Here is a 21,548-nt window from a genome sequence, read left to right on the forward strand (position 1 = left end):
GGAACCACGCAGCAGGCTTGCGGATATTGCTCCACCGACTCGCGGGCCCGCATGCCGCCCGCACATCATCTATCCAGAACATTGTCCCCGACCACATCCCCGGTCGCGTCGATCGCCTTGCTGGAGGGAAACTTGTAAGACGCGAACCTGACCGCCAAGACCGAAAGCGACAGAAAGAATATCCCGCCGCACAAGTAAAGCAGGCCGATATCCGGCGCCTTGTGGTGAGACACGTCACCGATCAAGTAGCGCGTCAACGCGGTTATCGCGATGTACAGCAGGAAGCGGATGGGCAGATGGTTGGTCTTGAAATAGATGCCGACCATCGCCCCCAGCTCCAGGTAAATGAACAGCAAGAGGATGTCGTCTACGCTCGCCTGCCCTTTATCGAGCATGGCCATGAACGCCATCACCGAGGCCCAGGCGGTGACCGCCCCGATGGCGAACAAACCCAGGTAGTGAAACCCCTCGACCAGCAGATTCCCGATGGAATTTGCCCCATCATGCATACGCTTGCGGCTGCTTACGGCCCACTTCATCCTCGATTACCTCAAATCAGTCCAGAAACCATGACAGCTGGGCTTGCCGGCCAGACGCGTACCCGGCGGCTCCCCCGCAGGGCGCTGCGCGCCTTGCCGCCCCGCGCTCCAACTGGCCCGCGATGATCGGCCACCCAGGTGACAATTGCCCCATGCAGCAACGGGGCCAGCCCCGCCGCCGCACGGGTCGGCTAACGCGAAGAGATACTACGTGGATGCAGCACAGCGCCGCTGCGGCGCATAGCCGCAGAGCACGAGAGGCACGGCGCCCTTAGTAGGACGCCGCCTGGGTCGGAGTCACTCGCTGATGGCGCCGCATTGGGCGCTCGGCATGAGCTTGAGGAACTGCTTGGAGCTCATGTGCACCAGCCCCTCGTGGTCGCCGGACTCGAAGTACAGGTCCTTGACGTCCTTGAGCGAGTCGTCGATGACGGTGTCCATGTCGAAGGCGCTGCCCACCGGCGGTATCGCACCGTTGGCGCAGTCGCTGAAGCGCGGGGTGAACTCGTTTTCCCGCGCCAGGCGCCAGTGGCGCTTGGTGAGCTTGCGCACCTTGTTGAGGTTGACCTGACGGGTCGCCGGGACCACCGCCATCAGCCAGTGGCCCTGGAAGTCGTCGAGGATCACCGACTTGGCCATCAGGTGCGGCGGCACGCCGGCACGCCGGGCCGCTTCGCGCGAGGTCATCGAGGGGTCGTGCTGGAGCATGTCGTAACGCGAGTGATGCTCCGACAGGTAGCTTTGCAAACGGTTGGCCATGGTCATGATGCACCTCCTGCCGTTGGCCTGAGGATCGACGCCGGCCCCATCGTCCCGATGAAACCCGCGAGTGCCGGCGCCCTGGCGACCGGCCCTGGCGCGCTGCGCCGGCAGCACGCCGTCGGGAGCCTCCCTGCCTCCGCCGCAGACCGGGCGCGAACGCCCCGGCCTGCTCTATCAGTTTAGTGCATGGCCCTGTGGCCGCGCCGCCGCGGGGCTGGACGGCGGCCCTCCTAGCGGCGCTGCAGGTAGTGCACGCTGAACAGCCGCTGGCGGTCGGTCCACACCGCCTGCGCCTCGAAGCCGGCCCGGGCGGCCAGTGCGACGAAGCCGTCCAGGCTGTACTTGTAGGAGTTTTCCGTGTGCAGGGTCTCGCCGGCGGCGAAGGCGAAGTGCGCGTCCTCGATGCGCACCAGCTGCGCCTCGGGGCTGCGCAGGTGCATTTCGATGCGCGACTCGGCCTCGTTGAAGAAGGCCTGGTGCTCGAAGCGGCCCGGGTCGATGTCGCAGTCCAGCTCGCCGCGCAGGCGCTCCAGCAGGTTGAGGTTGAAGGCCGCCGTCACCCCGGCCTGGTCGTTGTAGGCGGCCTCCAGTATCTCGATGTCCTTGATCAGGTCCACGCCGATCAGCAGCCCGGCGCCATCCGGCAGCAGGCGATACAGGTTGCGCAGGAAGGCCTGGGCCTCCTGCGGGTCGAAATTGCCGATGCTCGAGCCCGGAAAGAAGGCCAGGGGCTGCTCGCCCAGGGCATCCTCGGGCAGGCTCATGGGCTGGCTGAAGTCGGCGCAGGCCGCATGCACCTCGAGCCAGGGATAGTCGGCGGCCAGGCGCCGGGCGCTGCTGAGCAGGAAGTCGCGGGAGATGTCGATGCCCAGATAGCTGCTCGGGTGCAGGGCCTCCAGCAGCAGACGCACCTTGCGGCTGGCGCCGCTGCCCAGCTCCACCAGGTTGGCGTTGTGTCCGGCGATTTCGGCGATCTCGCCGGCCGCCCGGCGCAGGATCAGCTCCTCGGTGCGGGTGGGGTAATACTCCGGCTGGCGGCAGATCTGCTCGAACAGCTCGGAGCCGCGATGGTCGTAGAAGAATTTCGGCGAGATGGCCTTGGGCGTGCGGGCGAACCCCAGCAGGCTCTCCTCGCGCAGGGAGTCGCTGTGGGTCTGTGGATGCTGGTCGTGGAAGTGAATCGCCGTCGCCATGCTCATGCCCCCCTGGCCAGGCGTAGCCCGGAAAACTGCCAGCGCATGGCCGGGTAGAAGAAGTTGCGGTAACTGCCGCGGATATGCGCTTGCGGGGTGGCACAGCAGCCGCCGCGCAGCACCATCTGCCCGCACATGAATTTGCCGTTGTATTCCCCCAGGCTGCCTTCCAGGGCGCGGAAGCCCGGGTAGGGGCGAAAGGCGCTGCCGGTCCACTCCCAGACATCGCCGAACAGCTGCGCCGGGCCGCTCTTCTGGGCCGCTGCGGCCATCGGCTGCAGCCAGTCCTGCTCGAGGAAGTTGCCCGTCATCGGCTCACTCTGGGCCGCCAACTCCCACTCGGCCTCGCTCGGCAGCCGCGCCTCGGCCCAGGCGGCGAAGGCCTCGGCCTCGTAGTAGCTCAGGTGGCACACCGGCGCCTGCGGGTCCAGCTCGCGCAGGCCGCCGAGGGTCATCTCCTGCCAGGCGCCGTCGGCCTGCCGCCAGTACAGCGGGGCCTGCCAGCCGGCCCGCTGCAGCAGGTCCCAGCCATCGGCCAGCCACCAGTCGCTGCGCCTATAGCCGCCATCGGCGATGAAGGCGGCGTACTCGGCATTGCTCACCGGCCGGCTGGCCAGCTGGAAGTCCTCGACGAACACCCGGTGGCGCGGCCGTTCGCAATCGAAGGCGAAGCCCGCGTCGCCATGGCCGATATGGCCGATGCCGCCGGGATAGCGGTGCCAGCGCAGCGGCTCGGCCGAGCGCACAACCGCGGCGCGCAGGTCGCTGCGGTAGGCCGGCAGCAGCGGGTTCTGCGCGAGGATGTGCTTGATGTCCATCAGCAGCAGCTCCTGGTGCTGCTGCTCGTGCTGCAGGCCCAGCTCGACACGGCGGGCGATTTCCGCCGCCTGCTCGGCCGGCGACTGCGCCAACAGCCGGTCCATGGCCTGGTCGACATGGGCCCGGTAGCGGTACACCTCGGCCACGCTGGGCCGCGACAGCAGGCCGCGCTGGGCGCGGGGAAAGGGCGTGCCGTGGGTCTGGTAGTAGGAGTTGAACAGGTGGTCGTAGCGCTCGTCCAGCACCCGGTAGCCGGCCAGGTAGGGCCGCAGCAGGAAGGCCTCGAAGAACCAGCTGACATGGGCCAGGTGCCATTTCGGCGGGCTCACGTCCGCCATGCTCTGGACGCCGTAGTCCTCCACCAGCAGAGGCTGGCAGAGCCGCTCGCTCTGGGCGCGCACCAAGCGGTAGCGGGCACGCAGGGACGCCCATTCGCCCTCTGCCGAATCTGCCGCCTGGGCCTGTCTGGTCATCGCCACGCTCCTCTGCGGGCAGCCGAGCGCGATCGCTTGATCGGCGGCTGCGCCCTTCAAAGCCTAGATGACACCCGGACGGCTGCCGATCAGCGACGACAGACGGCCCGGCTGGATCGCCGCAAGTAGGCCGGTGCTATCTGCCGACAACTGACCCATGCCCGGCGGCGGCGTAACAGGCACAATAGCGCCCCCGATTCCGCGCCGCCGAACCGCCATGCCCGAATTCACCACCGATCTGGACCTCGCCTGCGCCCACCTGCGCGCCGGCCAACTGCTCGCCCTGCCCACCGAGACCGTCTACGGCCTGGCCGCCGATGCGCGCAATGCCGAGGCGGTGGCGCGGGTGTTCGCCCTCAAGGGCCGGCCCAGCAGCAATCCGCTGATTGTCCACCTGGCCGAGGCGAGCCAGGCCGCCGACTGGGCCGCGAGCATCGGGCCGGATGCCCAGCGCCTGATGGCACGCTTCTGGCCCGGCCCCCTGACCCTGGTGCTGCCCGCTGCCGATTGGGTGCCGCGCAGCATCACCGCCGGCCAGGACAGCGTGGCCCTGCGGGTGCCGGCCCATCCTCTGGCGCGCCGGCTGCTGGAGCGTTTCGCCGGCGCCCTGGTGGCGCCCTCGGCCAACCGCTACATGTCCATCAGCCCCACGTGCAGCGCCCACGTGGCCCAGCAGTTCGCCGAAACCGACCTGTTGATCCTCGAGGGTGGCGAATGCCGGGTGGGGCTGGAGTCGACCATCGTCAGCCTGCTGCCGGGCCAGGCGCCGCGGCTGCTGCGCGAAGGCATGCTGGCGGCCGGCGAGATCGAAGCACTGCTCGGCCAGCCCCTGAACCGGGGCAGCGAAGGTGCCGTGCGGGCGCCCGGCCAGCATCACCGGCATTACGCCCCGGGCACCCCGAGCTGGCGCTTTCGCCAGCTGCCGCAAGAGGCCCTGGACGACCCCGCCTGCGGCTGGCTCTGGTGCGGCCAGGCACGCCCCAGCGCCGGCCCGGCCCTGGACCTGGGCGCGGACCCGGCCGACTATGCCCAGGGCCTGTATGCCGCGCTCTACCGCCTGGACGCGCTGGGCCTGCAGCGCCTGCTGATCCAGAGCCCACCGGCGGACGAGGCCTGGGCGGCGGTGAGCGACCGCCTGGCCCGGGCCAGCACGCCGCTCGACTGAGGCGGCCGCATCAGGCCGGCCGCGCCGGGCACAGTTCGGCGCCCTCGGTGAGCCCCCCGCCGCTGCCACATGACCCCGCTGCAATACCGCGTGACGCAGCGCGGCTGACGCCGCGCCCGGGGCCGCTACAGGAGTGCGAGGCGCGCCGCGTCGAACTGCTCCGGCCAGTCGCGGCGGGTGAACACCTGGCCCTGCTCGCGCACCCGGCACACCCCGTCCAGGTCCAGGTCGCAGAGCAGCCATTGGCTTTGCGTCGGGCACAGTTCGGCGCTCTCGGCGAGCACGCCGCCGGCCGGCAGGCCGTAGTCCGGCGGCAGGTAGAGCGCGGCGCGGCCGATGTTCTCGTCCAGCGCCGGCGACCAGGGCGCCAGGCCCACGGTGGGGGCTTGCAGCACGGCGATCTGGTTCTCCAGGGCGCGGGCCTGGGCGCCGATGCGCACGCGGTGGAAACCCGCCTCGGTGTCGGTGCAGCTGGGCGCCAGGATCAGGTCGGCGCCGGCCTCAGCCAGGCGCCGGGCGAGCAGGGGAAACTCGTTGTCATAGCAGATCAGGATGCCCAGCTTGCCCAGGGCGGTGTCGAACACCCGCAGCCCCTCGCCGCCCTCGATCCGCCACTGCTCGCGCTCGAAGCGGGTCATGATCAGCTTGTCCTGGCTGCCCAGATTGCCCTCGGGGCCGAACAGCCAGGCGCGGTTGCGGTAGCGGCCGTCGGCGTCCAGCACCGGCAGCGAACCGGGTTGCAGGTAGACGCCGAGGCGCCGCGCCAGGTCTTCGCACAGGTCCAGCCAGGCCGGCAGCAATGGCTGGATGCCGGCAATGGAACCCTGCAGCTCGCCACGCTGGGCGGCCGGCAGCTGGCCGCTGAGCACCAACCCGGCGTATTCGGGCAGCAGCAGCAGCTGGGCGCCCTGCCCCGCCGCGTCTTCGCACAGCGCGCTGAGGTGGGCAGCGTAGGCCTCCCAGCTCTCCAGCAGGTCGATGTGGTATTGGCAGGCGGCGACGCGGATCACGGGCGGATCTCCTTCAGCCAGAACGACAGGGGCTTGGCCGACTCCTGGCTTTCGTCCAGGTCCTGCCAGACGTACTCGGTGCGCAGCTCCGGATGATGCTGGTAGCCACGCCGCGCCCAAAACGCGTTCAGCGGCTGATAGTCGGCCGGCCGGCGGGGGTGATCGTCCGGCCGCTCGACCGCGCAGAAGGCGCACCAGTCGAAGCGCCCCAGGCGCCGGGCGAAGCCTTCGCGCTTGGCGAAGAAGCCCACGCCCAGGCCCTGGCCGCGGTAGTCCGGGAGCAGCAGCGACTCGCCGAAGTAGAAGATGCGCTCGGTGTCCCAGCCCTGCTCGAGGAAGGGCCGCTGGAACTCGGCGGTCTCGTCGGCCAGGGGCAGGCCGGTGGAGGCACCGACCACCCGTTCATGATCGAGCACCAGCACGCACAGGCTGTCGGCCGATTGCGCGTAGGTCTTCAGGTAGTCGGCCTCGTAGGCCAGGGAACCGTCGTAGAGATAGGGAAACTCGCGAAATACGGCGATGCGCAGGCGGGCGAGGTCCTCGATGTAGGGCGCGATGGCGGCGCCATGCAGCAGGCGGATGTCCATGGTCAGGTCGTTCCGTCGCAGGGAGGTGACGCAGGCAGCTAAGCCGGCATGAGTGCCCGAAACTATCATGTCGACCCGTTTCTACTTTCCCCATTGCGACTGGAGCATTGCCATGACCGCTACCGAACTGGTGCAGGCCTACTACGCCGCCTTCAATGCCGGCGACATGCCGGCCTTCCTCGCCCTGCTCGACGAGGAGGTGGTGCACGACATCAACCAGGGCGAGCGGCAGACCGGCAAGGTCGCCTTCGCCGCCTTCATGGACAAGATGAACCGCTGCTACCGCGAGCGCCTGAGCGACATCGTGGTCATGCAGAACCAAGACGGCAACCGCGCCGCCGCCGAGTTCGTGGTGCACGGCGAGTACCTGGCCGACGACGAGGGCCTGCCGCCCGCCCAGGGCCAGACCTACGTGCTGCCGGCCGGCGCCTTCTTCGAGATCGACGGCGGCAAGATCAAGCGCATCAGCAACTACTACAACCTCAACGACTGGATCGCCCAGGTCGCTTGAGCCGAGCGCCCAGCCCCCTGCTACCTGCCGGCGCACGGCCCCTGGACGGCTGGCGCCGCCCCCGCCTGCGGCAGGCCAAGGGCCTCGGCGCGCCCGGCGGATTGCAGGGAAGGGTGGATGCCTCAGAGCGGCCCGCGCAGGCCGCGCAGATAACGGTACAGCTGGCGCGCCACGGGCACCGGCAGGCGGATGCTGCGGGTGCCGCTCTGCAGGGCATGGTCGATCTGCCGGCGCACCCGCCAGGCGGCGTAGACCGAAAAATCGCAGCGCGAGTCGAGGTCGTAGGCCTGCACGGCCTGCCACAAGCCGAGGCTGCCCTCCTCGATCAACGCGGACAAGGGCAGACCGCGGCCCTGGCAATCCGCCGCGAGCCGCGCCACCAGTTGCCGATGCAGCTCGGCCAGGGGCTCGCTGGCCTCCGGATCGCCTGCGCGGGCCTGGGTGATGAAGCGCCGCACATCCTGGGGCGTGTGCGTCGAGCTGTAGCCAATCGACTCGAGATAACGCCCGATGGCTGCGGCGGCCGGTACGCTGGCCAGCGGGTCCGGATAGGCCCAGCAGCCACCCCGCGCCTCCAGCGCCTGGAGTTCGGCCCCGAGCTCGAACAGTCTGTCGTGCATGTTGACCACCCTGGGATCGCCACGAACAGTACCAGGCTAGACGAGCACGGCTGCCGCCCTGTTGATCCGCATCAAGATCGGCACTCCCCGCAGGCCCTGCGCCGACCAATGGTCGGCAGCCCAGGACCTGTACGCAAAGCGCCTGCACCCGGTGATGCCGCGCTCGACGACCTCCCGTACAGCGCCTAGGACGCGGCGCGCCCCGCCAACTGGATCGGCCCGCCGCCCCGCTCGCGCCGCTGCGCCAGATAACGACTGCAACTGACGCGCAGGAAGGAGGCGAAGTTGACCACCTCGCCACGGTAGTCCATGACCTCCTCGTACAGCTTGCCGATCAGCTGGTTGGTGGTCATGCCGTCGACCTCGGCGATCTCCTGCAGGATGTCCCAGAACTGGTTCTCCAGGCGCAGGGTGGTCACCACCCCGCCGATGCGCAACGAGCGCGAGCGGGACTCGTAGAGAATCGGGTCGGCTTTGACATAGAGCTCGCACATGGCCGCAGGCCTCCTCGGGGTCGGGCGGCCAGCTTACAGGCTGATCCTGGTGCCCAGCAGCCCCAGGAAGGCGGCCAGCCAGGCCGGATGCGCCGGCCAGGCCGGGGCGGTGACCAGGTTGCCCTGGACGTGGGCATGGTCCACGGCGATGTCCATGTAGCGACCGCCGGCCAGGCGCACCTCCGGCGCACAGGCCGGGTAGGCGCTGCACTCGCGCCCTTCGAGCACGCCGGCCGCGGCCAGCAGCTGGGCGCCGTGACAGACCGCGGCGATCGGCTTGGCGTCCTTGGCGAAGGCCTGTACCAGCTCCAGCACCCGGGGGTTCAGGCGCAGGTATTCCGGGGCGCGACCGCCGGGAATCAGCAGGGCGTCGTAATGCTCGGCCTGCACCTCGGCGAAGTCGAAGTTCAGGGCGAAGTGATGCCCGGGCTTCTCGCTGTAGGTCTGCTCGCCTTCGAAGTCATGGATGGCCGTGCGCACCGATTGCCCCGCGGTCTTGTCCGGGCACACCGCATGCACGCAGTGACCGACCATCTGCAGGGCCTGGAACGGCACCATGACCTCGTAGTCTTCCACGTAGTCGCCGACGAGCATCAGAATCTTTTTCGCTGCCATGGGGTTCTCCTGAACAAGGTTACGGGCGAAAGGAGTATCCGCCGCCTAAGGAGTAGACAGGTAATAGCCCGGAACTACGCCCGCCTAGCGGCGGCGATCGAGCAGGTTCACCGCCAGGCGGTCCAGCCAGCCCCACAGGCGTTGCTGCACCCGCTGCCACCAGGGCTGGGCCCGCCAGGCGTCCAGGCTGATCTCCAGGCTGTCGGCGAAATCCGTGCGGAAGCTGGCCAGCACCGCCTCGGTCAGCTGGGGGTCGAGGGCCTCCAGGTTGGCATCGAGGTTGAAGCGCAGGTTCCAGTGGTCGAAGTTGCAGGAACCGACGCTGACCCAGTCGTCCACCAGCACCATCTTCAGGTGCAAAAAGCGCGGCTGGTACTCGAAGACCCGCACCCCGGCCTTGAGCAGCTTGGGGTAGTAACGCTCACCGGCGAAGCGTACCGGTGGATGGTCGCTATGCCGGCCACTGGTCAGCAGGCATACCTCGACCCCCCGGGCGGCGGCCTTGCGCAGGGCGCGGCGGACCTTCCAGGTGGGCAGAAAGTAGGGCGTGGCCAGCCAGATGCGCCGCTCGGCGCCGCACAGGGCGCGCACCAGGGCCTGCAGGATATCGCGGTGCTGGCGCGCATCGGCATAGGCCAGCCGCCCCCAGCCCGTGCCTTCGCCGGGAGACGAGGGCAGTCGCTTGACCGCCGAAAAGCCCCGGGGGCGCCAGGCCTGACGGGTAGCACAGGCCTGCCACTGATGGACGAACAGCTGCTGCCAGTCCGCGACCAGGGGGCCGGCGATCTCCACCATCACCTCGTGCCAGAGGCTCGGCGCCACGCCGGGCTGCCAGAACTCGTCGGTCGAGCCGGTGCCGCCGACGAAGGCCAGGCGCTCATCGACCAGCAGCAGCTTGCGATGGTCGCGGTAGAAATTGCGCATGCCGTGTTTCCAGCGCAGCGGGTTGTACCAGCGCAGCTGCACCCCGGCCAGGCTCAGCCGGAGCCTGTCGGCCTGGCGCAGGCCCTGGGAACCGTAAGCATCGAACAGGCAACGCACCTCGACGCCGCGCTGCGCCGCCTTGCACAGCGCCAGCACCAAGGCGCCGCTGCAGGCGCCGCTCTCGATCAGGTACAACTCCAGCTCGACCTGCCGCTCGGCGCCTTCGATCGCCGCGAGCATGCGCGGGAAGAAGGTCGAGCCGTCGCGCAGCAGGGCGAACCTGTTGCCGCTGCGCCAGGGGAAGATCGTCCCGGGCATCAGCAGGCGGTCAAGGGCGGTGGAGTGGAACGCCATGGGGCGTGCGGCTGGCGCATAGAACCTCGGCAGGAAGGCGACGCTGGCGCCACCATAGCCGCCCGCGCGTGCCCGAGCAAACCGCCGCGCCGGCCCGGCTCGCGGCCGGCGCCCGGCGCGCGCTGCTAGGGCAGTGGCGCGGCCTGCGGCAGCAGGCGGCAGCCCTGCCTCGGCCCCAGCCATTGCGCGCTTTGCGTGCTGCCCAGGCCACGGGCGGTCACCCGCCGCGCGGACGGCTCGTCGACCAAGGCGCTGAGCGGCAGGTACTGCTCGACATAGGCGGTGCAATACGCGGCCGGGTTGCCGACCACGTAGCGGCAGGAGCAGTACTCCTTGGCCGAATAGGCGCCGAGAATGGCGGGGAAGGCTTGCAGATCGACACGGTTGTGCCAGGCCAGCAGGGCCAGCAGCAACGCGACCGGCAGCAGCACGCTACGCAGCGGGCGGCGGATCATGGCTGCGCCGCCTCGCCGAAGGCGGCGCGCACCCGCTTGAGCAGCTGGTTATGGCGGTAGCTGCCGTCGCGATCGTCGGCGTAGCGCACCACCACCAGGCGCTCGCTGGGCAGCACATAGAGCGCCTGGCCCCAATGGCCGAGGGCGGCGAAGGTATCGGCCGGGGCATCCGGCCAGGGCCTGGGGGCGCCGGGCAGCTCGGCGTTCAACCACCAGTGCCCGCCCGGCACCGCCTCGCCGGGCTGGTCGGGCTGCGGCCGGTAATGGGCGAAGGGCGTGCGGTTGAATTCGACCCAGGTCGCCGGCAGCAGCTGGCGCTCACGCCAGCGCCCGCCACGCTGCAGCAGCAGGCCGACGCGGGCCAGGTCGCGGGCGGTCATGTAGGCATAGGAGGAGCCGACGAAGGTGCCGGCGGCGTCGGTCTCCCACACCGCCGAACGGATGCCCAGGGGCTCGAACAGCGCGGTCCAGGGATAGTCGGCATAGGCCGCGGCACCGACCATGCCCTTGAGCGCGGCGGCCAGCACATTGCTGTCGCCGCTGGAGTAGCGGAAGCGCGCCCCCGGCTCGGCCGCGCCTTCGTGAGCGGCGGCGAAGGCGGCCATGTCGGCGCGGCCACGGGTATAGAGCATGGCCACCACCGAGGACTTGAGCGGCGCATATTCGTAGTCCTCCTGCCAGTCCAGACCCGAGGCCCAGTTGAGCAGGTGGCCGACCTCGATCCGGGGATGCGCGGCGAAGGGCGGGTAGTATTGCGCCACCGGCGCCTCCAGGCGCAAACGCCCCTGGCCATAGGCGACCCCGAGCACGCTGGCCAGCAGGCTCTTGCTCACCGACCAGGTCAGGTGCGCGGTGTCGGCGTGGGTCGGCGCCGCATAGCGCTCGTAGACCAGGCGACCGTCACGGATCACCAGCAGGGCGTCGGTGCGCACCCCGCTGCGGCTGGCGTCGTCGCGCGGGGGGAAGGCGTAGGCGGTCAGCGCGTCGATGGCCGGGCCGGGCGTCACCTCGGCAACCGGCCATGCGCTGTCGGGCCAGACCTCGCCCAGGGCCGGGCCGGGCAGCAGGACTGCCGCCAGCAGCAGGAACAGCCGGCGCAACGGAGCAACAGACATGGGGCGGCCTCGGCAACGAACCAGGCTGCACCCTAGCACGGGTAGATGACAGCCTGACGGCGCCAGTCAGGGGCACGCCGCGGGTTCAGCCCAGGGCCGCCAGGGCCTTGTTCAGGCGCTTGCCGCGGGCGGTTTCGGCGATTTCCAGCAGGCCCTTGTCGCGCCGCCACATGCCCGCCCAATGCTCCGGCCCGGCGGCGCAGGCCTTGTCCAACTCGGCGGCCATGGCGGCGAACTGGGCGAACAGCCCACCCAGCAGCAGGTGGCTGGCGGCGCTGGTGAGGTTCTGCCGCGCCACCTCGGCACAGCCGGCCAGCAGGCCGAGCAGGCGTAACTGCAAGTCCTGCGGCCAGTTCGATTCACGCCCCACGCCGTGCAGCCAGGCGCAGACGGCGGTCAACACATGCAGGTCCTCGATGCTGCGGAACGGCTTGACGTAGTCGTCCCAGCCATCGCCGGCCAGGCGCTCGCAGTGCGCCGCCTCCAGGTGCAGGCGGGCATGGCCGATATCCGGCATCAGCGGCATGGCCCGCAGGGGCTCGACGCGCACCCCCGGCGCGCCGTTGCGCACGACGCCGAGGGCCAGGCGCGGCGCCTCGCCCTTGGCCTCTTCGCGGGCGGCGACCAGCAGCCAGTCGGCGGCATCGGCGGCGGTGACGAAGTCCTTGCGTCCGCTCAGCGCCAGGCCGCTGAGACGGGTGCTCAGGTCCGCCGGGCGCAGGCTGTTGTTCTCGGTCACGCACAGCGCCCCCAGGGACCAGGGCGCCGAAGGCCAGAGCACACGCAGGGCGCCCTGGTAACCGGCGAGAAAGGCCAGCCCGGGGGTGGCCGCCAGGCGGCCGCCGAGCAACGCCAGCTCGAACGACGTCGGTTTGACCAGACGCTCCAGCAGCGCCGCGTACCAGTCGTCCAGGCTGGCGGCGGGCAGGCGCTCGTGGGGTTGCAGCAGGCGTTGCCAGGGCATGGGAAATCCTCAGCCGATGAAGGGGGTGCTGTCACACAAGCATCACCGAATATTCACGGGGGTGACACCGGTGCTGCCTAGCCTGAGCTTGCCCAACAAGATCGACCGGCCGCAAGTGGCAAGCCGGCTTATGGAGGCTAGGCATGACCCAGATCGCCCTCAATCAGGACCGCACCACCGCAGCACGTCGCCTGCAAGCCGAACGCCTGATCGGCCCGGCCGCCCTGCGTGAAGCCCAGGCGCTGCGCTATCGGGTATTCAGCGCCGAATTCGACGCCAAGCTCAAGGGCGCCGAGCAGGGCCTGGACATGGATGACTACGACAGCCACTGCAGCCACATCGGTGTGCGCGACCTGAGCAGCGGCGAACTGGTCGCCACCACCCGCCTGCTCGACCACCAGGCCGCCGCCGGCTTGGGCCGCTTCTACAGCGAGGAGGAGTTCAGCCTGCACGGCCTGCGCCACCTCGAGGGGCCGGTGCTGGAGATCGGTCGCACCTGCGTGGCCCCGGCCTACCGCAACGGCGCGACCATCGCGGTGCTCTGGAGCGAATTGGCCGAGGTGCTCAACCAGGGTGGCTACCGCTACCTGATGGGCTGCGCCAGCATCCCCATGCAGGACGGCGGCATGCAGGCCCAGGCGATCATGCAGCGCCTGCGCGAGCGTCACCTGTGCACCGAGCACCTGCGCGCCGAACCCAAGACCCCGCTGCCGGTACTGGAAGTACCGGGCAACGTCATCGCGCAGATGCCGCCGCTGCTCAAGGCCTACATGCGCCTGGGCGCGAAGGTCTGCGGCGAACCCTGCTGGGACCGCGACTTCCAGGTCGCCGACGTGTTCATCCTGCTCAAGCGCGACGAACTCTGCCCGCGCTACGCCCGGCACTTCAAGGCGGCGGTCTGAACGACCGCTGCCGGGGCGCCACACTAGGGCGCAGTTGCACGAGTCGCCGGCAGGCTGTAGACAGTGCCGGCATTCTTGCCCTTGTTCGCTGGAGTAGCCGATGAAGAAACTGCGTGTGTGCTGGCGCCTGCTGCGCCTGGCGGCCGTGCTCGCCCTGGGCACCCTGCTGGGGGCCGCCGTGGGCCTGCTCGAGCGCCTGGTGCGGCACGACCTGATGGCCACCCGGCAACGCCTGACCCGCTGGTTCCTCGCCCGCCTCGCCGGCGCTCTGCCGTTCCGCCTGCGGGTAGCCGGCGAGTTGCCGCGCGAGCCGATGCTGTGGGTCAGCAATCACGTGTCCTGGACCGATATCCCGCTGCTGGGCATGCTCACGCCGCTGTCCTTCCTGTCCAAGGCCGAGGTGCGCAGCTGGCCCCTGGCCGGCTGGCTGGCACACAAGGCCGGCACCCTGTTCATCCGCCGCGGCTCGGGCGACAGCGGCCTGCTCGGCCAGCAGCTCGGCCGCCACCTGCGCCGTGGCCGCCCGCTGCTGATCTTCCCCGAGGGCACCACCACCGACGGCCTGGGCGTGCGCACCTTCCATGGCCGCCTGCTGAGCAGCGCCATCGACAGCGGCGTGGCGCTGCAACCGGTGGCCATCCGCTACCTGCGTGGCGGCGAGCCCTGTGCCATCGCCCCGTTCATCGGCGACGACGACATGCTCTCGCACCTGCTGCGCCTGCTGGCCAGCGAGGTGGCCGAGGTGGAAGTGCAGCTGCTGACGCCCATCGCCAGCGACGCGCTGAGCCGCAACGAACTGGCCCGCCGCGCCCAGGCGGCGGTAAGCGACGCGCTGTGCGGCACGCCGCTGGCGCAAAGAGAGGCGGCTTAGGCCCCTTCAGTCGCCGCCCCGCTGAGCGGCGGCGAAGCGCAGCAGTTGCGGATAAAACAGGCGGAAGTCCTCGCTCAGCGGCTCATACAGCCGCTCCAGCTCGGCCATGGCGCCATCCAGCCCCTCGGGGCGCGACAGGCGCCGCTGCATGGCGGCGAGCACCTGCTCCAGCACGGCGAACTCGCGGTAACTGCCCAGCCAGTCCTGGGCGGCCATGCGCGGCGCGATCAGCGCCAGGCGACCGGGCAGTGCCGCCTCGCCAGCCAGCAGGCGGTAGACCCGGGCCGTGAACTCGTCCAGCGGCTGCTCGGCATAGTCACTCCAGTGCAACGCCAGACAGTGGTCGAAGAACAGGTCCAGGAGGATGCCGGCATAGCGCCGCCGCGCGGCGGGGAAGCGCGCCCGCGAGCGGGCCTGCAACGGATGTGCGTCGGTGAAGGCATCGATGCGTCGGTGCAGGCGGATCGCCGCCTCGATGTCGCCCGGCCACTGTCCGGCCAAGGGGCCCTTGACGAAGTCGCCATACAGGCTGCCGAGCAGCTGCGCCGGCGCATCGCCGCCCAGGTGCAGATGTGCGAGGTAGTTCATACCCGCGAGCTTACACATCTGGGCGGTCGATGTTCACTATCGCCACGAACGATCTGTATATCGTAATTACTCGATATAAAGTTCGTTCCATCGCGATAGAGCAATACCGTCATTCGAGGAAGAACGCAGATGGCCATCGATATAGACGAGGTGATCAAGGCCCTGGCCCATCCGGTGCGCCGCGACATCCTGCACTGGCTGAAGACCCCCGAGGCCTATTTCGCCGATCAGGAGCACTCGCTGGAGTTCGGCGTGTGCGCCGGCAAGATCGACCAACGCACCGGGCTGTCGCAGTCGACCGTATCGGCGCACCTGGCGACGCTGCAACGCGCCGGGCTGGTGACCAGCAAGAAGGTCGGCCAATGGCACTTCTTCAAACGTAACGAAGCCAACATCCAGGCGTTCCTGCGGCATATCAGCCACGAACTGTAGCGCGACGCCCCTCGTTCACCCCTTTCTCCAGGAGCTGGCTCAATGCCACATGCGCTTCTCGTCCTCGCTTTGTCCGCGTTCGCCATCGGCACCACGGAGTTCGTCATCATGGGCCTGCTGCCTGAGGTGGCCGGAGACCTCGGCGTCTCGATTCCCGGGGCCGGCTGGCTGGTCACCGGCTATGCCCTGGGCGTGGCCATCGGCGCGCCGTTCATGGCCCTGGTCACCGCCAGCTGGCCACGGCGGGCCGCGCTGCTGGCGCTGATGGGCATCTTCATCGGTGGCAACCTGTTCTGCGCCCTGGCCGGCGACTACCAGATGCTGATGCTGGCCCGGGTGATCACCGCCCTGTGCCACGGCGCCTTCTTCGGCATCGGCTCGGTGGTCGCCGCCAGCCTGGTGCCGGCCAACCGGCGTGCCTCGGCGGTCGCCCTCATGTTCACCGGCCTGACCCTGGCCAATGTGCTCGGCGTGCCCCTGGGCACGGCCCTGGGCCAATACGCCGGCTGGCGCTCGACCTTCTGGGCGGTGACGCTGATCGGCATAGTCACGCTGGTCGGCCTGTGGCGCGTGCTGCCGAAGGCGGAACCTGCAGGCAAACCCGACCTGCGCGGCGAAATCCGCGCCCTGGGCAGCGCCGGCCTGTGGTTGGCCCTGAGCAGCACCGTGCTGTTCTCCGCCTCGATGTTTGCCCTGTTCACCTATATCGCCCCGCTGCTCGGCGAGGTCACCGGCCTCTCACCGGGCGGCATCACCTGGACCCTGCTGCTGATCGGCCTCGGCCTGACCCTGGGCAACGTGCTCGGCGGGCGCCTGGCCGACTGGCACCTGAGGACCACCCTGCTCGGCGTGTTCGCCGCCATGGCCCTGGTCTCCACCCTGTTCGCCTGGACCAGCCGGGCACCGATCCCGGCCGAGCTCACCCTGTTTCTCTGGGCCACCGCCACCTTCGCCGCCGTGCCGGCGCTGCAGGTCAATGTGGTGGCCTTCGGCCGCAGCGCACCGAACCTGGTCTCGACCCTGAACATCGGCGCCTTCAACCTCGGCAACGCCCTCGGCGCCTGGATCGGCGGCCTGGTCATCGCCGAAGGCTTCGGCCTCACCCGCGTGCCGCTGGCGGCCGCCGTGCTGGCCGTGCTGGCACTGCTCGCCACCCTGCTGACCTTCAGCACCCACAACCCCGAACCCGCTCTCGTGTTGAACGACTGACCCCACCCGGAGGAAATCCCCATGCCTACGCTTTTCGACCCGATCAAGATCGGCGAGCTGGAACTCGCCAACCGCATCATCATGGCGCCGCTGACCCGCACCCGCGCCGACGCCGGACGCGTGCCCAACGCGCTGATGGCCGAGTACTACGTGCAGCGCGCCTCGGCCGGACTGATCATCAGCGAGGCCACCGCGGTCACGCCGATGGGCGTCGGCTACCCGGACACCCCCGGCATCTGGTCGGACGAGCAGGTGCGCGGCTGGAGCAACATCACCAAGGCGGTACACGCCCACGGCGGCAAGATCGTCCTGCAGCTGTGGCACGTCGGACGCATCTCCGATCCGCTCTACCTGGGCGGCGAGCTGCCGGTGGCGCCCAGCGCCATCGCCGCCAAGGGCCACGTCAGCCTGGTGCGCCCGCTGAAGGACTACGTCACCCCGCGCGCCCTGGAGACCGAGGAAATCGCCGACATCGTCGAGGCCTATCGCCTGGGCGCGGAGAACGCCAAGGCCGCCGGTTTCGACGGCGTGGAAATCCACGGGGCCAACGGCTACCTGCTCGACCAGTTCCTCCAGAACAGCACCAATAAGCGCAGCGACCGCTACGGCGGCTCCATCGAGAACCGCGCCCGCCTGCTGCTGGAGGTGACCGACGCGGCCATCGACGTCTGGGGAGCCGGCCGGGTCGGCGTGCACCTGTCGCCACGGGCCGATGCCCACGACATGGGCGACAGCAATCGCGCCGAGACCTTCGGCTACGTCGCCCGCGAACTGGGCAAGCGCGGCATCGCCTTCATCTTCGCCCGCGAGCAGGAGGCCGACGACAGCCTGGCGCCAAGCCTGAAAGAGGCCTTCGGCGGCGTGTTCATCGCCAACGAGCGCTTCAGCAAGGAACAAGCCAACGCCTGGCTGGCCGCGGGCAAGGCCGACGCCGTAGGCTTCGGCATCCCCTTTATCGCCAACCCCGACCTGCCGGCGCGCCTGGAGCAGGATGCGCCGCTCAACGAGGCGCAACCGCAGACCTTCTACGGCGCCGGACCGGTCGGCTACATCGACTACCCGCGGTTGTAACGGCCGGTCGATTCGACAGGCAGAAAAAAGCCCGCAGCGATGCGGGCTTCTGCGTTGCAGCGCCGATCAGCGGGCGTCGATCTGCGCCTGCAGGTTCTGGATCTGCGCCTGCAGGGTGCTGATGTTGCGGGTCATCTGCGCGCGGAAGGCATCGAACTCGGCGGTGTTGCTCTTCGGCGCCGGACGGTTCTCCAGGTCGCTCTTGAGCACCAGGATGTCCTGCTCCAGGCGAGCGATGGCCTGGTTCGGGTTGCCGATCTTCTTCAGCGCGGCGACCTCCTCATTGAGGCTCTTGAGCTGGCCTTCGAGCTTGCCCAGGCCATTCTGGGCGCCTTTGAGGGACGCCAGCTCGGCCTTCAGCGCCGCCTGTTCACCGCCGAGCTTCTTCAACGCGGCATCGTACTGGCCGGTTGCGCCCTGCTGGCTCTTCAGCTCGGCGGCCAGCTGCTCCAGGCGCTTGTCCTGGCCACTGGACTGGCCGGCGACGCCCTGCTGCTGCTTGTTCAGCTCGGCCAGGCGGCTCTCCAACTGCTTGACCTGCAGCTTCAGCGCCTCGCTGCCGGTGGTCACGGTCGACTCGGTGGCCACCACCTTGCCGGAGATGTCCTGGATGCGCCCGGCCGCCTCCTCGCTGATGCGGGCGAAGCTTTCCTGGGTGGCCACCAGCTGCTGCTCCATCAGGTTGATCTGCTGGAAGCTCCACCAGGCGAGTCCGCCCAGGGCTATGGTCAGCGCGCCGACCAGGGCCCACAACGGCCCGGTGCTGCCACCCTTGGCGGGGGCCGCCGCGGCGCCGCGGCCATAGGCCGGCGTGCGCGCCGGCTCGGAGTGATCGGCCTCGAATTCATCGCGATCCCGCTCGGGGGTCAGGCTGGGCACATGATCGAGTTCGTCGTGAGCATCGTTACGCATGGGTAAACCTTCAAGAAACGCGGGAAGCGAAGTGCCGCGCAGTATAACGTTTCGCACGCCCGGCTTCAGCGTCGCGCCTTGCCGGTGCAGCGCGCACCACTTGGGCGCGTGCCTTCGTCCACCCGCTGCCTGCCCGGCCCGCAGTGACGCCACGCGGTGACCTGGTACGCCGCTTGCTCGGTCCCGAGAGCGACCGGCACGACAAAGGGCATTCCGCCCAGCGTCAATCGACAGGAAACCGAGCATGGAACTCAACCGAGAGATACTGGACTGCATGAAGAGCCTGCGCCGCCGCCTGCGCGAGGAGCTGGCGCTGGACATCCGCCTGAGCCAGGCCGATGCGGTCGGCGCCATGCTCGCCGCCTGCCTCGGCTCGAACGATGAGGACACCCGCCGACTCGGCCAGCGCCTGGCACGCTACAGCGACCAGCCCTTCACCCCAGGCGCCGGGCAGGCGGCGCAAGCCGCCCAGGACGGCGCCGCGACCGAGCGTCCGTCCCGCGCCTCGCAGCGCATCTATCGCGGCCAGCGCATCCACGCCTGAGCGTCCCTCAGCCGGGGTGGTGGGCCTTCCACCACTGGCAGAACTCATCCAGCGCCGTCCACAGGCTGACCTGGGGGTCGTAGTCGAGGTATTCGCGAGCGCGCCCTATATCCAGGGAGAAGTCCTTGGCCATCATCGCCACGCCCAGGCGGAACAGGGTCGGCTCGGGACGCCCGGGCAGCAGTCGGCAGGCGCCCTCGTTGAGCGCCGCCGCGCCATAGGCCAGGGCATAGGGCAGGTGCCGGCTCACCGGCGGCAGGCCGAGGCCGCGCAGCACATAGTTGACCGCATCCCACAGCGGCACCGGCGCACCGTTGCTGATGTTGTAGGCCCGCCCCAAGGCCGGGCCGGCGGCCAGCAGGGCGGCGAACAGGGCGTCGTTGAGATTGTGCACGCTGGTGAAGTCGACCTTGTTCAGGCCGTTGCCGATGATCGCCAGGCGCCCCTTGCGCTGCATGTTGATCAGCCGTGGGAAGATGCTGGTGTCGCCGGCCCCGGTGACCGAGCGCGGCCGTAGCGCCAGCACCTCCAGGCCGAACTCCTGGGCGCCGAACACCCGCTGCTCGGCCAGGTACTTGGTCTTGCCGTAATGGTCGAAGAAGCGCTTGGGCACCTGCTCTTCCCGGATCGCCACATGGGACCGGCCGTCGAAGTAGATGGACGGCGACGACAGGTGCACCAGGCGCCGCACCTGCTGTTTCAGGCAGGCCTCGACGATATTCTCGGTCACCTGCACATTGGCCCGGTGGAAATCCTCATAGCGCCCCCACACGCCCACCGCGCCGGCGCAGTGCACCACCGCCTCGACGTCGTGGCACAGCCGCCGAGCCAGTTCGGCATCGCCCAGATCGCCCTGGACGAACTCGGCACCACGCTTGACCAGGTGCTCCACGCCTTCGGCCCGGCGCCCGTTGACCCGCACCGCGAGGCCCTGCTCCAGGGCGAACCGGGCGAAACGGCCGCCGATGAAACCGCTTGCCCCGGTAACCAGAATCTTCATTGCCCCGCCCCCTGCTGTCGTCCAGAGGCGCACTCTAGCAGCGCCGTGGCGGGTGCGCCCTGTCGGAGCCGGCCAGAACGGCGGCCCTGCGCCCCCCGGCCGGCAATTGCGGCTGCTGCGGCGATAGCGGCTACGCTATTAGCCATTGCCCGCGACAGGAGCCCCGCATGGCCACACGACCCTGGATGATCTACGGCGCCAATGGCTACACCGGCCACCTGCTGGCCCGCGAGGCACAGCGCCAGGGGCTCAAGCCGATACTGGCCGGACGCAACCCGGCGGCGGTGCATGCCCTGGGCAGCCGGCTCGGTCTGGAGTGCCGGATCTTCGACCTGCAGCACCCCGAACGGGCGCACGAGGCGCTGGCCGACGTCGCGGTGGTCGCCCACTGCGCCGGCCCCTTCTCCACCACCAGCCTGCCCATGCTCGCGGCCTGCCTGGCCAGCGGCAGCCACTACCTGGACATCACCGGCGAAATCGACGTATTCGAGACGGCCCATGGTTTCGACCAGAAGGCCCGCGAGCAAGGCCTGGTGATCTGCCCCGGGGTCGGCTTCGACGTGCTCCCCAGCGACTGCCTGGCCGTCTGCCTGCAGCAGGCGCTGCCGGATGCCGAGCAGCTGACGCTGGGCTTCGACACGGGCGGGGGACTGTCGCCGGGCACCGCCAGGACCCTGCTCCAGGGGCTCCCCCTGGGCGGCCGGGTGCGCCGCGACGGTTTCATCACCCCGGTACCGCTGGGCTTCAAGCGCCGTCGTATCGATTTCGGCCGCGGTCCCAAGCCGGCCGTGACCATCCCCTGGGGCGACGTGGCGACCGCCTACTTTTCCACCGGCATCGGCAATGTCGAGGTCTACCTGCCGGCGCCGACAGCCCTGGCCGTCGGCATGCGCCTGCTCGATCCCTTGCGCCCGCTGCTCGGGCAGCCACGCCTGCAGGACTGGCTCGCCCGCCTGCTCGAACGGCGCGTCCGCGGGCCCGACCTGCCCCGCCGCGAGCGTCACCGCAGCTGGCTCTGGGGCGAGGTGCGCAACGCCGACGGCCAGGTCAGGAGCGCCCGCCTGGAGACGGCCAACGGCTACACGGTGACGGTGCATGGCGTGCTCCTGGCCCTGCGTCACCTGCTCGGCTACCGGGGCCCCGGCGGCTATTTCACCCCCTCGCAACTGCTGGGCGCACGCTGCGTCGAGCGCCTGCCCGACTCGGGGCAGATCCTCGTTTCCTGAGCCGCACCAACTCCGGCCCACCCCGGGCCGGCGTTACCCAACCGCGCCGAGCGACGGCACGAACGGGCTGTCCGCTGCCCCTGAACCCGCCATCTCGCCCCCCTGACCACGCCCGGTTACCGGGCCGCGCGGCGCTTCTGACGCACCCGCGCTCGTTTTTATTGACGCTCGTAAATTACTTCGCACGCTTCTT

At 69.6% G+C, this 21,548-nt stretch carries 25 protein-coding genes; 9 read left to right on the plus strand and 16 right to left on the minus strand.

Annotated features, from left to right (window positions below):
- Positions 1-65: 65 nt before the first annotated feature.
- From SBP02_RS15755 to egtB, 4 genes are all read right to left on the minus strand, one after another.
- Positions 66-539, minus strand: a complete 474-nt coding sequence (locus tag SBP02_RS15755) for a phosphate-starvation-inducible protein PsiE (RefSeq protein WP_318643107.1) — start codon at positions 537-539, stop codon at positions 66-68.
- A 297-nt stretch (positions 540-836) separates the two neighbouring features.
- Positions 837-1,304 (minus strand): aminoacyl-tRNA deacylase, encoded by a 468-nt coding sequence (locus SBP02_RS15760; RefSeq protein ID WP_318643108.1) that lies wholly within the window; start codon positions 1,302-1,304, stop codon positions 837-839.
- Positions 1,305-1,531: 227 nt separating this feature from the next.
- Positions 1,532-2,494, minus strand: coding sequence for an L-histidine N(alpha)-methyltransferase (gene egtD / locus SBP02_RS15765; RefSeq protein ID WP_318643110.1), 963 nt, complete (start codon positions 2,492-2,494; stop codon positions 1,532-1,534).
- Positions 2,495-2,496: 2 nt separating this feature from the next.
- Positions 2,497-3,786: an ergothioneine biosynthesis protein EgtB gene (gene egtB / locus SBP02_RS15770; protein WP_318643113.1), complete on the minus strand. Its 1,290-nt coding sequence runs from the start codon at positions 3,784-3,786 to the stop codon at positions 2,497-2,499.
- A gap of 217 nt (positions 3,787-4,003) precedes the next feature.
- Here egtB and SBP02_RS15775 point away from each other — a divergent pair, with 217 nt between their 5' ends.
- The gene (locus SBP02_RS15775) at positions 4,004-4,951 is read left to right on the plus strand and encodes an L-threonylcarbamoyladenylate synthase (RefSeq protein WP_318643115.1); all 948 of its coding nucleotides are present in this window, start codon (positions 4,004-4,006) and stop codon (positions 4,949-4,951) included.
- Between the two features lie 125 nt (positions 4,952-5,076).
- On the opposite strand, the gene SBP02_RS15780 is transcribed toward SBP02_RS15775, so the two are convergent.
- Both SBP02_RS15780 and SBP02_RS15785 read right to left on the minus strand, forming a co-directional pair.
- On the minus strand, positions 5,077-5,961 hold the full coding sequence (locus tag SBP02_RS15780) for a carbon-nitrogen hydrolase family protein (RefSeq protein WP_318643116.1): 885 nt from the start codon (positions 5,959-5,961) through the stop codon (positions 5,077-5,079).
- Positions 5,958-6,548: a GNAT family N-acetyltransferase gene (locus SBP02_RS15785; protein ID WP_318643118.1), complete on the minus strand. Its 591-nt coding sequence runs from the start codon at positions 6,546-6,548 to the stop codon at positions 5,958-5,960. The genes SBP02_RS15780 and SBP02_RS15785 overlap by 4 nt, the downstream gene beginning before the upstream one ends.
- A 112-nt stretch (positions 6,549-6,660) precedes the next feature.
- On the opposite strand from SBP02_RS15785, the gene SBP02_RS15790 reads away from it, so the two are divergent.
- Positions 6,661-7,059 (plus strand): nuclear transport factor 2 family protein, encoded by a 399-nt coding sequence (locus SBP02_RS15790; RefSeq protein ID WP_318643120.1) that lies wholly within the window; start codon positions 6,661-6,663, stop codon positions 7,057-7,059.
- A gap of 122 nt (positions 7,060-7,181) precedes the next feature.
- Here SBP02_RS15790 and SBP02_RS15795 read toward each other — a convergent pair whose 3' ends face one another.
- The 7 genes from SBP02_RS15795 to SBP02_RS15825 form a co-directional block, all read right to left on the minus strand.
- The gene (locus SBP02_RS15795; protein ID WP_318643122.1) at positions 7,182-7,679 is read right to left on the minus strand and encodes a sigma factor; all 498 of its coding nucleotides are present in this window, start codon (positions 7,677-7,679) and stop codon (positions 7,182-7,184) included.
- 185 nt (positions 7,680-7,864) lie between these two features.
- A complete protein-coding gene (locus SBP02_RS15800) occupies positions 7,865-8,173 on the minus strand; it encodes a ribbon-helix-helix domain-containing protein (protein WP_318643124.1) in 309 nt (102 codons plus the stop codon).
- Between the two features lie 33 nt (positions 8,174-8,206).
- On the minus strand, positions 8,207-8,788 hold the full coding sequence (locus SBP02_RS15805) for a DJ-1/PfpI family protein (protein ID WP_318643125.1): 582 nt from the start codon (positions 8,786-8,788) through the stop codon (positions 8,207-8,209).
- Between the two features lie 84 nt (positions 8,789-8,872).
- Positions 8,873-10,030 carry a phospholipase D-like domain-containing protein gene (locus SBP02_RS15810; protein WP_318646357.1) on the minus strand — a complete coding sequence of 386 codons (1,158 nt, stop codon included), beginning with the start codon at positions 10,028-10,030 and terminating at the stop codon, positions 8,873-8,875.
- Between the two features lie 161 nt (positions 10,031-10,191).
- Entirely contained in the window at positions 10,192-10,521 is a 330-nt protein-coding gene (locus SBP02_RS15815; RefSeq protein ID WP_318643126.1) for an amidase, read from the minus strand.
- Positions 10,518-11,636, minus strand: coding sequence for a serine hydrolase domain-containing protein (locus SBP02_RS15820; RefSeq protein ID WP_318643128.1), 1,119 nt, complete (start codon positions 11,634-11,636; stop codon positions 10,518-10,520). Before SBP02_RS15820 ends, SBP02_RS15815 begins: the two co-directional genes overlap by 4 nt.
- An 85-nt stretch (positions 11,637-11,721) precedes the next feature.
- Positions 11,722-12,600: an acyl-CoA dehydrogenase family protein gene (locus SBP02_RS15825; RefSeq protein ID WP_318643130.1), complete on the minus strand. Its 879-nt coding sequence runs from the start codon at positions 12,598-12,600 to the stop codon at positions 11,722-11,724.
- A 143-nt stretch (positions 12,601-12,743) separates the two neighbouring features.
- Between SBP02_RS15825 and olsB the strand changes: the two genes are divergently transcribed.
- Together olsB and SBP02_RS15835 are read left to right on the plus strand one after the other, a co-directional pair.
- Complete coding sequence (gene olsB, locus SBP02_RS15830; RefSeq protein ID WP_318643132.1) at positions 12,744-13,502, plus strand: L-ornithine N(alpha)-acyltransferase; 759 nt, start codon at positions 12,744-12,746, stop codon at positions 13,500-13,502.
- A 100-nt stretch (positions 13,503-13,602) separates the two neighbouring features.
- Positions 13,603-14,373 carry a lysophospholipid acyltransferase family protein gene (locus SBP02_RS15835; RefSeq protein ID WP_318643134.1) on the plus strand — a complete coding sequence of 257 codons (771 nt, stop codon included), beginning with the start codon at positions 13,603-13,605 and terminating at the stop codon, positions 14,371-14,373.
- A 6-nt stretch (positions 14,374-14,379) separates the two neighbouring features.
- Here the strand turns inward: SBP02_RS15835 and SBP02_RS15840 are convergent, their stop codons facing one another.
- Positions 14,380-14,961, minus strand: a complete 582-nt coding sequence (locus SBP02_RS15840) for an acyl carrier protein phosphodiesterase (RefSeq protein WP_318643136.1) — start codon at positions 14,959-14,961, stop codon at positions 14,380-14,382.
- A gap of 129 nt (positions 14,962-15,090) precedes the next feature.
- Between SBP02_RS15840 and SBP02_RS15845 the strand changes: the two genes are divergently transcribed.
- From SBP02_RS15845 to SBP02_RS15855, 3 genes are read left to right on the plus strand one after another with little or no spacing between them, the layout of a single operon-like run.
- Positions 15,091-15,393, plus strand: a complete 303-nt coding sequence (locus SBP02_RS15845) for an ArsR/SmtB family transcription factor (RefSeq protein ID WP_318643138.1) — start codon at positions 15,091-15,093, stop codon at positions 15,391-15,393.
- Between the two features lie 42 nt (positions 15,394-15,435).
- Positions 15,436-16,602: an MFS transporter gene (locus SBP02_RS15850; protein WP_318643140.1), complete on the plus strand. Its 1,167-nt coding sequence runs from the start codon at positions 15,436-15,438 to the stop codon at positions 16,600-16,602.
- 21 nt (positions 16,603-16,623) lie between these two features.
- Positions 16,624-17,673 carry an alkene reductase gene (locus tag SBP02_RS15855; protein WP_318643142.1) on the plus strand — a complete coding sequence of 350 codons (1,050 nt, stop codon included), beginning with the start codon at positions 16,624-16,626 and terminating at the stop codon, positions 17,671-17,673.
- A 66-nt stretch (positions 17,674-17,739) separates the two neighbouring features.
- On the opposite strand, the gene SBP02_RS15860 is transcribed toward SBP02_RS15855, so the two are convergent.
- On the minus strand, positions 17,740-18,585 hold the full coding sequence (locus tag SBP02_RS15860) for an ATPase (RefSeq protein WP_318643144.1): 846 nt from the start codon (positions 18,583-18,585) through the stop codon (positions 17,740-17,742).
- Between the two features lie 244 nt (positions 18,586-18,829).
- Here SBP02_RS15860 and SBP02_RS15865 point away from each other — a divergent pair, with 244 nt between their 5' ends.
- Positions 18,830-19,129: a hypothetical protein gene (locus SBP02_RS15865; protein ID WP_318643146.1), complete on the plus strand. Its 300-nt coding sequence runs from the start codon at positions 18,830-18,832 to the stop codon at positions 19,127-19,129.
- 7 nt (positions 19,130-19,136) lie between these two features.
- Here the strand turns inward: SBP02_RS15865 and SBP02_RS15870 are convergent, their stop codons facing one another.
- The gene (locus tag SBP02_RS15870; RefSeq protein WP_318643148.1) at positions 19,137-20,129 is read right to left on the minus strand and encodes an NAD-dependent epimerase/dehydratase family protein; all 993 of its coding nucleotides are present in this window, start codon (positions 20,127-20,129) and stop codon (positions 19,137-19,139) included.
- 167 nt (positions 20,130-20,296) lie between these two features.
- On the opposite strand from SBP02_RS15870, the gene SBP02_RS15875 reads away from it, so the two are divergent.
- Positions 20,297-21,355: a saccharopine dehydrogenase family protein gene (locus SBP02_RS15875; RefSeq protein ID WP_318643150.1), complete on the plus strand. Its 1,059-nt coding sequence runs from the start codon at positions 20,297-20,299 to the stop codon at positions 21,353-21,355.
- Positions 21,356-21,548: the final 193 nt, after the last annotated feature.

This window comes from Pseudomonas benzenivorans (assembly GCF_033547155.1).
Taxonomy (GTDB): Bacteria; Pseudomonadota; Gammaproteobacteria; order Pseudomonadales; family Pseudomonadaceae; genus Aquipseudomonas; species Aquipseudomonas benzenivorans_B.

Coding starts and splice junctions, on each gene's coding strand:
- SBP02_RS15755 (WP_318643107.1), bottom strand. CDS start 539: ATGAAGTGGGCCGTAAGCAGCCGCAAGCGTATGCATGATGGGGCAAAT.
- SBP02_RS15760 (WP_318643108.1), bottom strand. CDS start 1,304: ATGACCATGGCCAACCGTTTGCAAAGCTACCTGTCGGAGCATCACTCG.
- egtD (WP_318643110.1), bottom strand. CDS start 2,494: ATGGCGACGGCGATTCACTTCCACGACCAGCATCCACAGACCCACAGC.
- egtB (WP_318643113.1), bottom strand. CDS start 3,786: ATGACCAGACAGGCCCAGGCGGCAGATTCGGCAGAGGGCGAATGGGCG.
- SBP02_RS15775 (WP_318643115.1), top strand. CDS start 4,004: ATGCCCGAATTCACCACCGATCTGGACCTCGCCTGCGCCCACCTGCGC.
- SBP02_RS15785 (WP_318643118.1), bottom strand. CDS start 6,548: ATGGACATCCGCCTGCTGCATGGCGCCGCCATCGCGCCCTACATCGAG.
- SBP02_RS15790 (WP_318643120.1), top strand. CDS start 6,661: ATGACCGCTACCGAACTGGTGCAGGCCTACTACGCCGCCTTCAATGCC.
- SBP02_RS15795 (WP_318643122.1), bottom strand. CDS start 7,679: ATGCACGACAGACTGTTCGAGCTCGGGGCCGAACTCCAGGCGCTGGAG.
- SBP02_RS15800 (WP_318643124.1), bottom strand. CDS start 8,173: ATGTGCGAGCTCTATGTCAAAGCCGACCCGATTCTCTACGAGTCCCGC.
- SBP02_RS15805 (WP_318643125.1), bottom strand. CDS start 8,788: ATGGCAGCGAAAAAGATTCTGATGCTCGTCGGCGACTACGTGGAAGAC.
- SBP02_RS15810 (WP_318646357.1), bottom strand. CDS start 10,030: ATGCCCGGGACGATCTTCCCCTGGCGCAGCGGCAACAGGTTCGCCCTG.
- SBP02_RS15815 (WP_318643126.1), bottom strand. CDS start 10,521: ATGATCCGCCGCCCGCTGCGTAGCGTGCTGCTGCCGGTCGCGTTGCTG.
- SBP02_RS15820 (WP_318643128.1), bottom strand. CDS start 11,636: ATGTCTGTTGCTCCGTTGCGCCGGCTGTTCCTGCTGCTGGCGGCAGTC.
- SBP02_RS15825 (WP_318643130.1), bottom strand. CDS start 12,600: ATGCCCTGGCAACGCCTGCTGCAACCCCACGAGCGCCTGCCCGCCGCC.
- olsB (WP_318643132.1), top strand. CDS start 12,744: ATGACCCAGATCGCCCTCAATCAGGACCGCACCACCGCAGCACGTCGC.
- SBP02_RS15835 (WP_318643134.1), top strand. CDS start 13,603: ATGAAGAAACTGCGTGTGTGCTGGCGCCTGCTGCGCCTGGCGGCCGTG.
- SBP02_RS15840 (WP_318643136.1), bottom strand. CDS start 14,961: ATGAACTACCTCGCACATCTGCACCTGGGCGGCGATGCGCCGGCGCAG.
- SBP02_RS15845 (WP_318643138.1), top strand. CDS start 15,091: ATGGCCATCGATATAGACGAGGTGATCAAGGCCCTGGCCCATCCGGTG.
- SBP02_RS15850 (WP_318643140.1), top strand. CDS start 15,436: ATGCCACATGCGCTTCTCGTCCTCGCTTTGTCCGCGTTCGCCATCGGC.
- SBP02_RS15855 (WP_318643142.1), top strand. CDS start 16,624: ATGCCTACGCTTTTCGACCCGATCAAGATCGGCGAGCTGGAACTCGCC.
- SBP02_RS15860 (WP_318643144.1), bottom strand. CDS start 18,585: ATGCGTAACGATGCTCACGACGAACTCGATCATGTGCCCAGCCTGACC.
- SBP02_RS15865 (WP_318643146.1), top strand. CDS start 18,830: ATGGAACTCAACCGAGAGATACTGGACTGCATGAAGAGCCTGCGCCGC.
- SBP02_RS15870 (WP_318643148.1), bottom strand. CDS start 20,129: ATGAAGATTCTGGTTACCGGGGCAAGCGGTTTCATCGGCGGCCGTTTC.
- SBP02_RS15875 (WP_318643150.1), top strand. CDS start 20,297: ATGGCCACACGACCCTGGATGATCTACGGCGCCAATGGCTACACCGGC.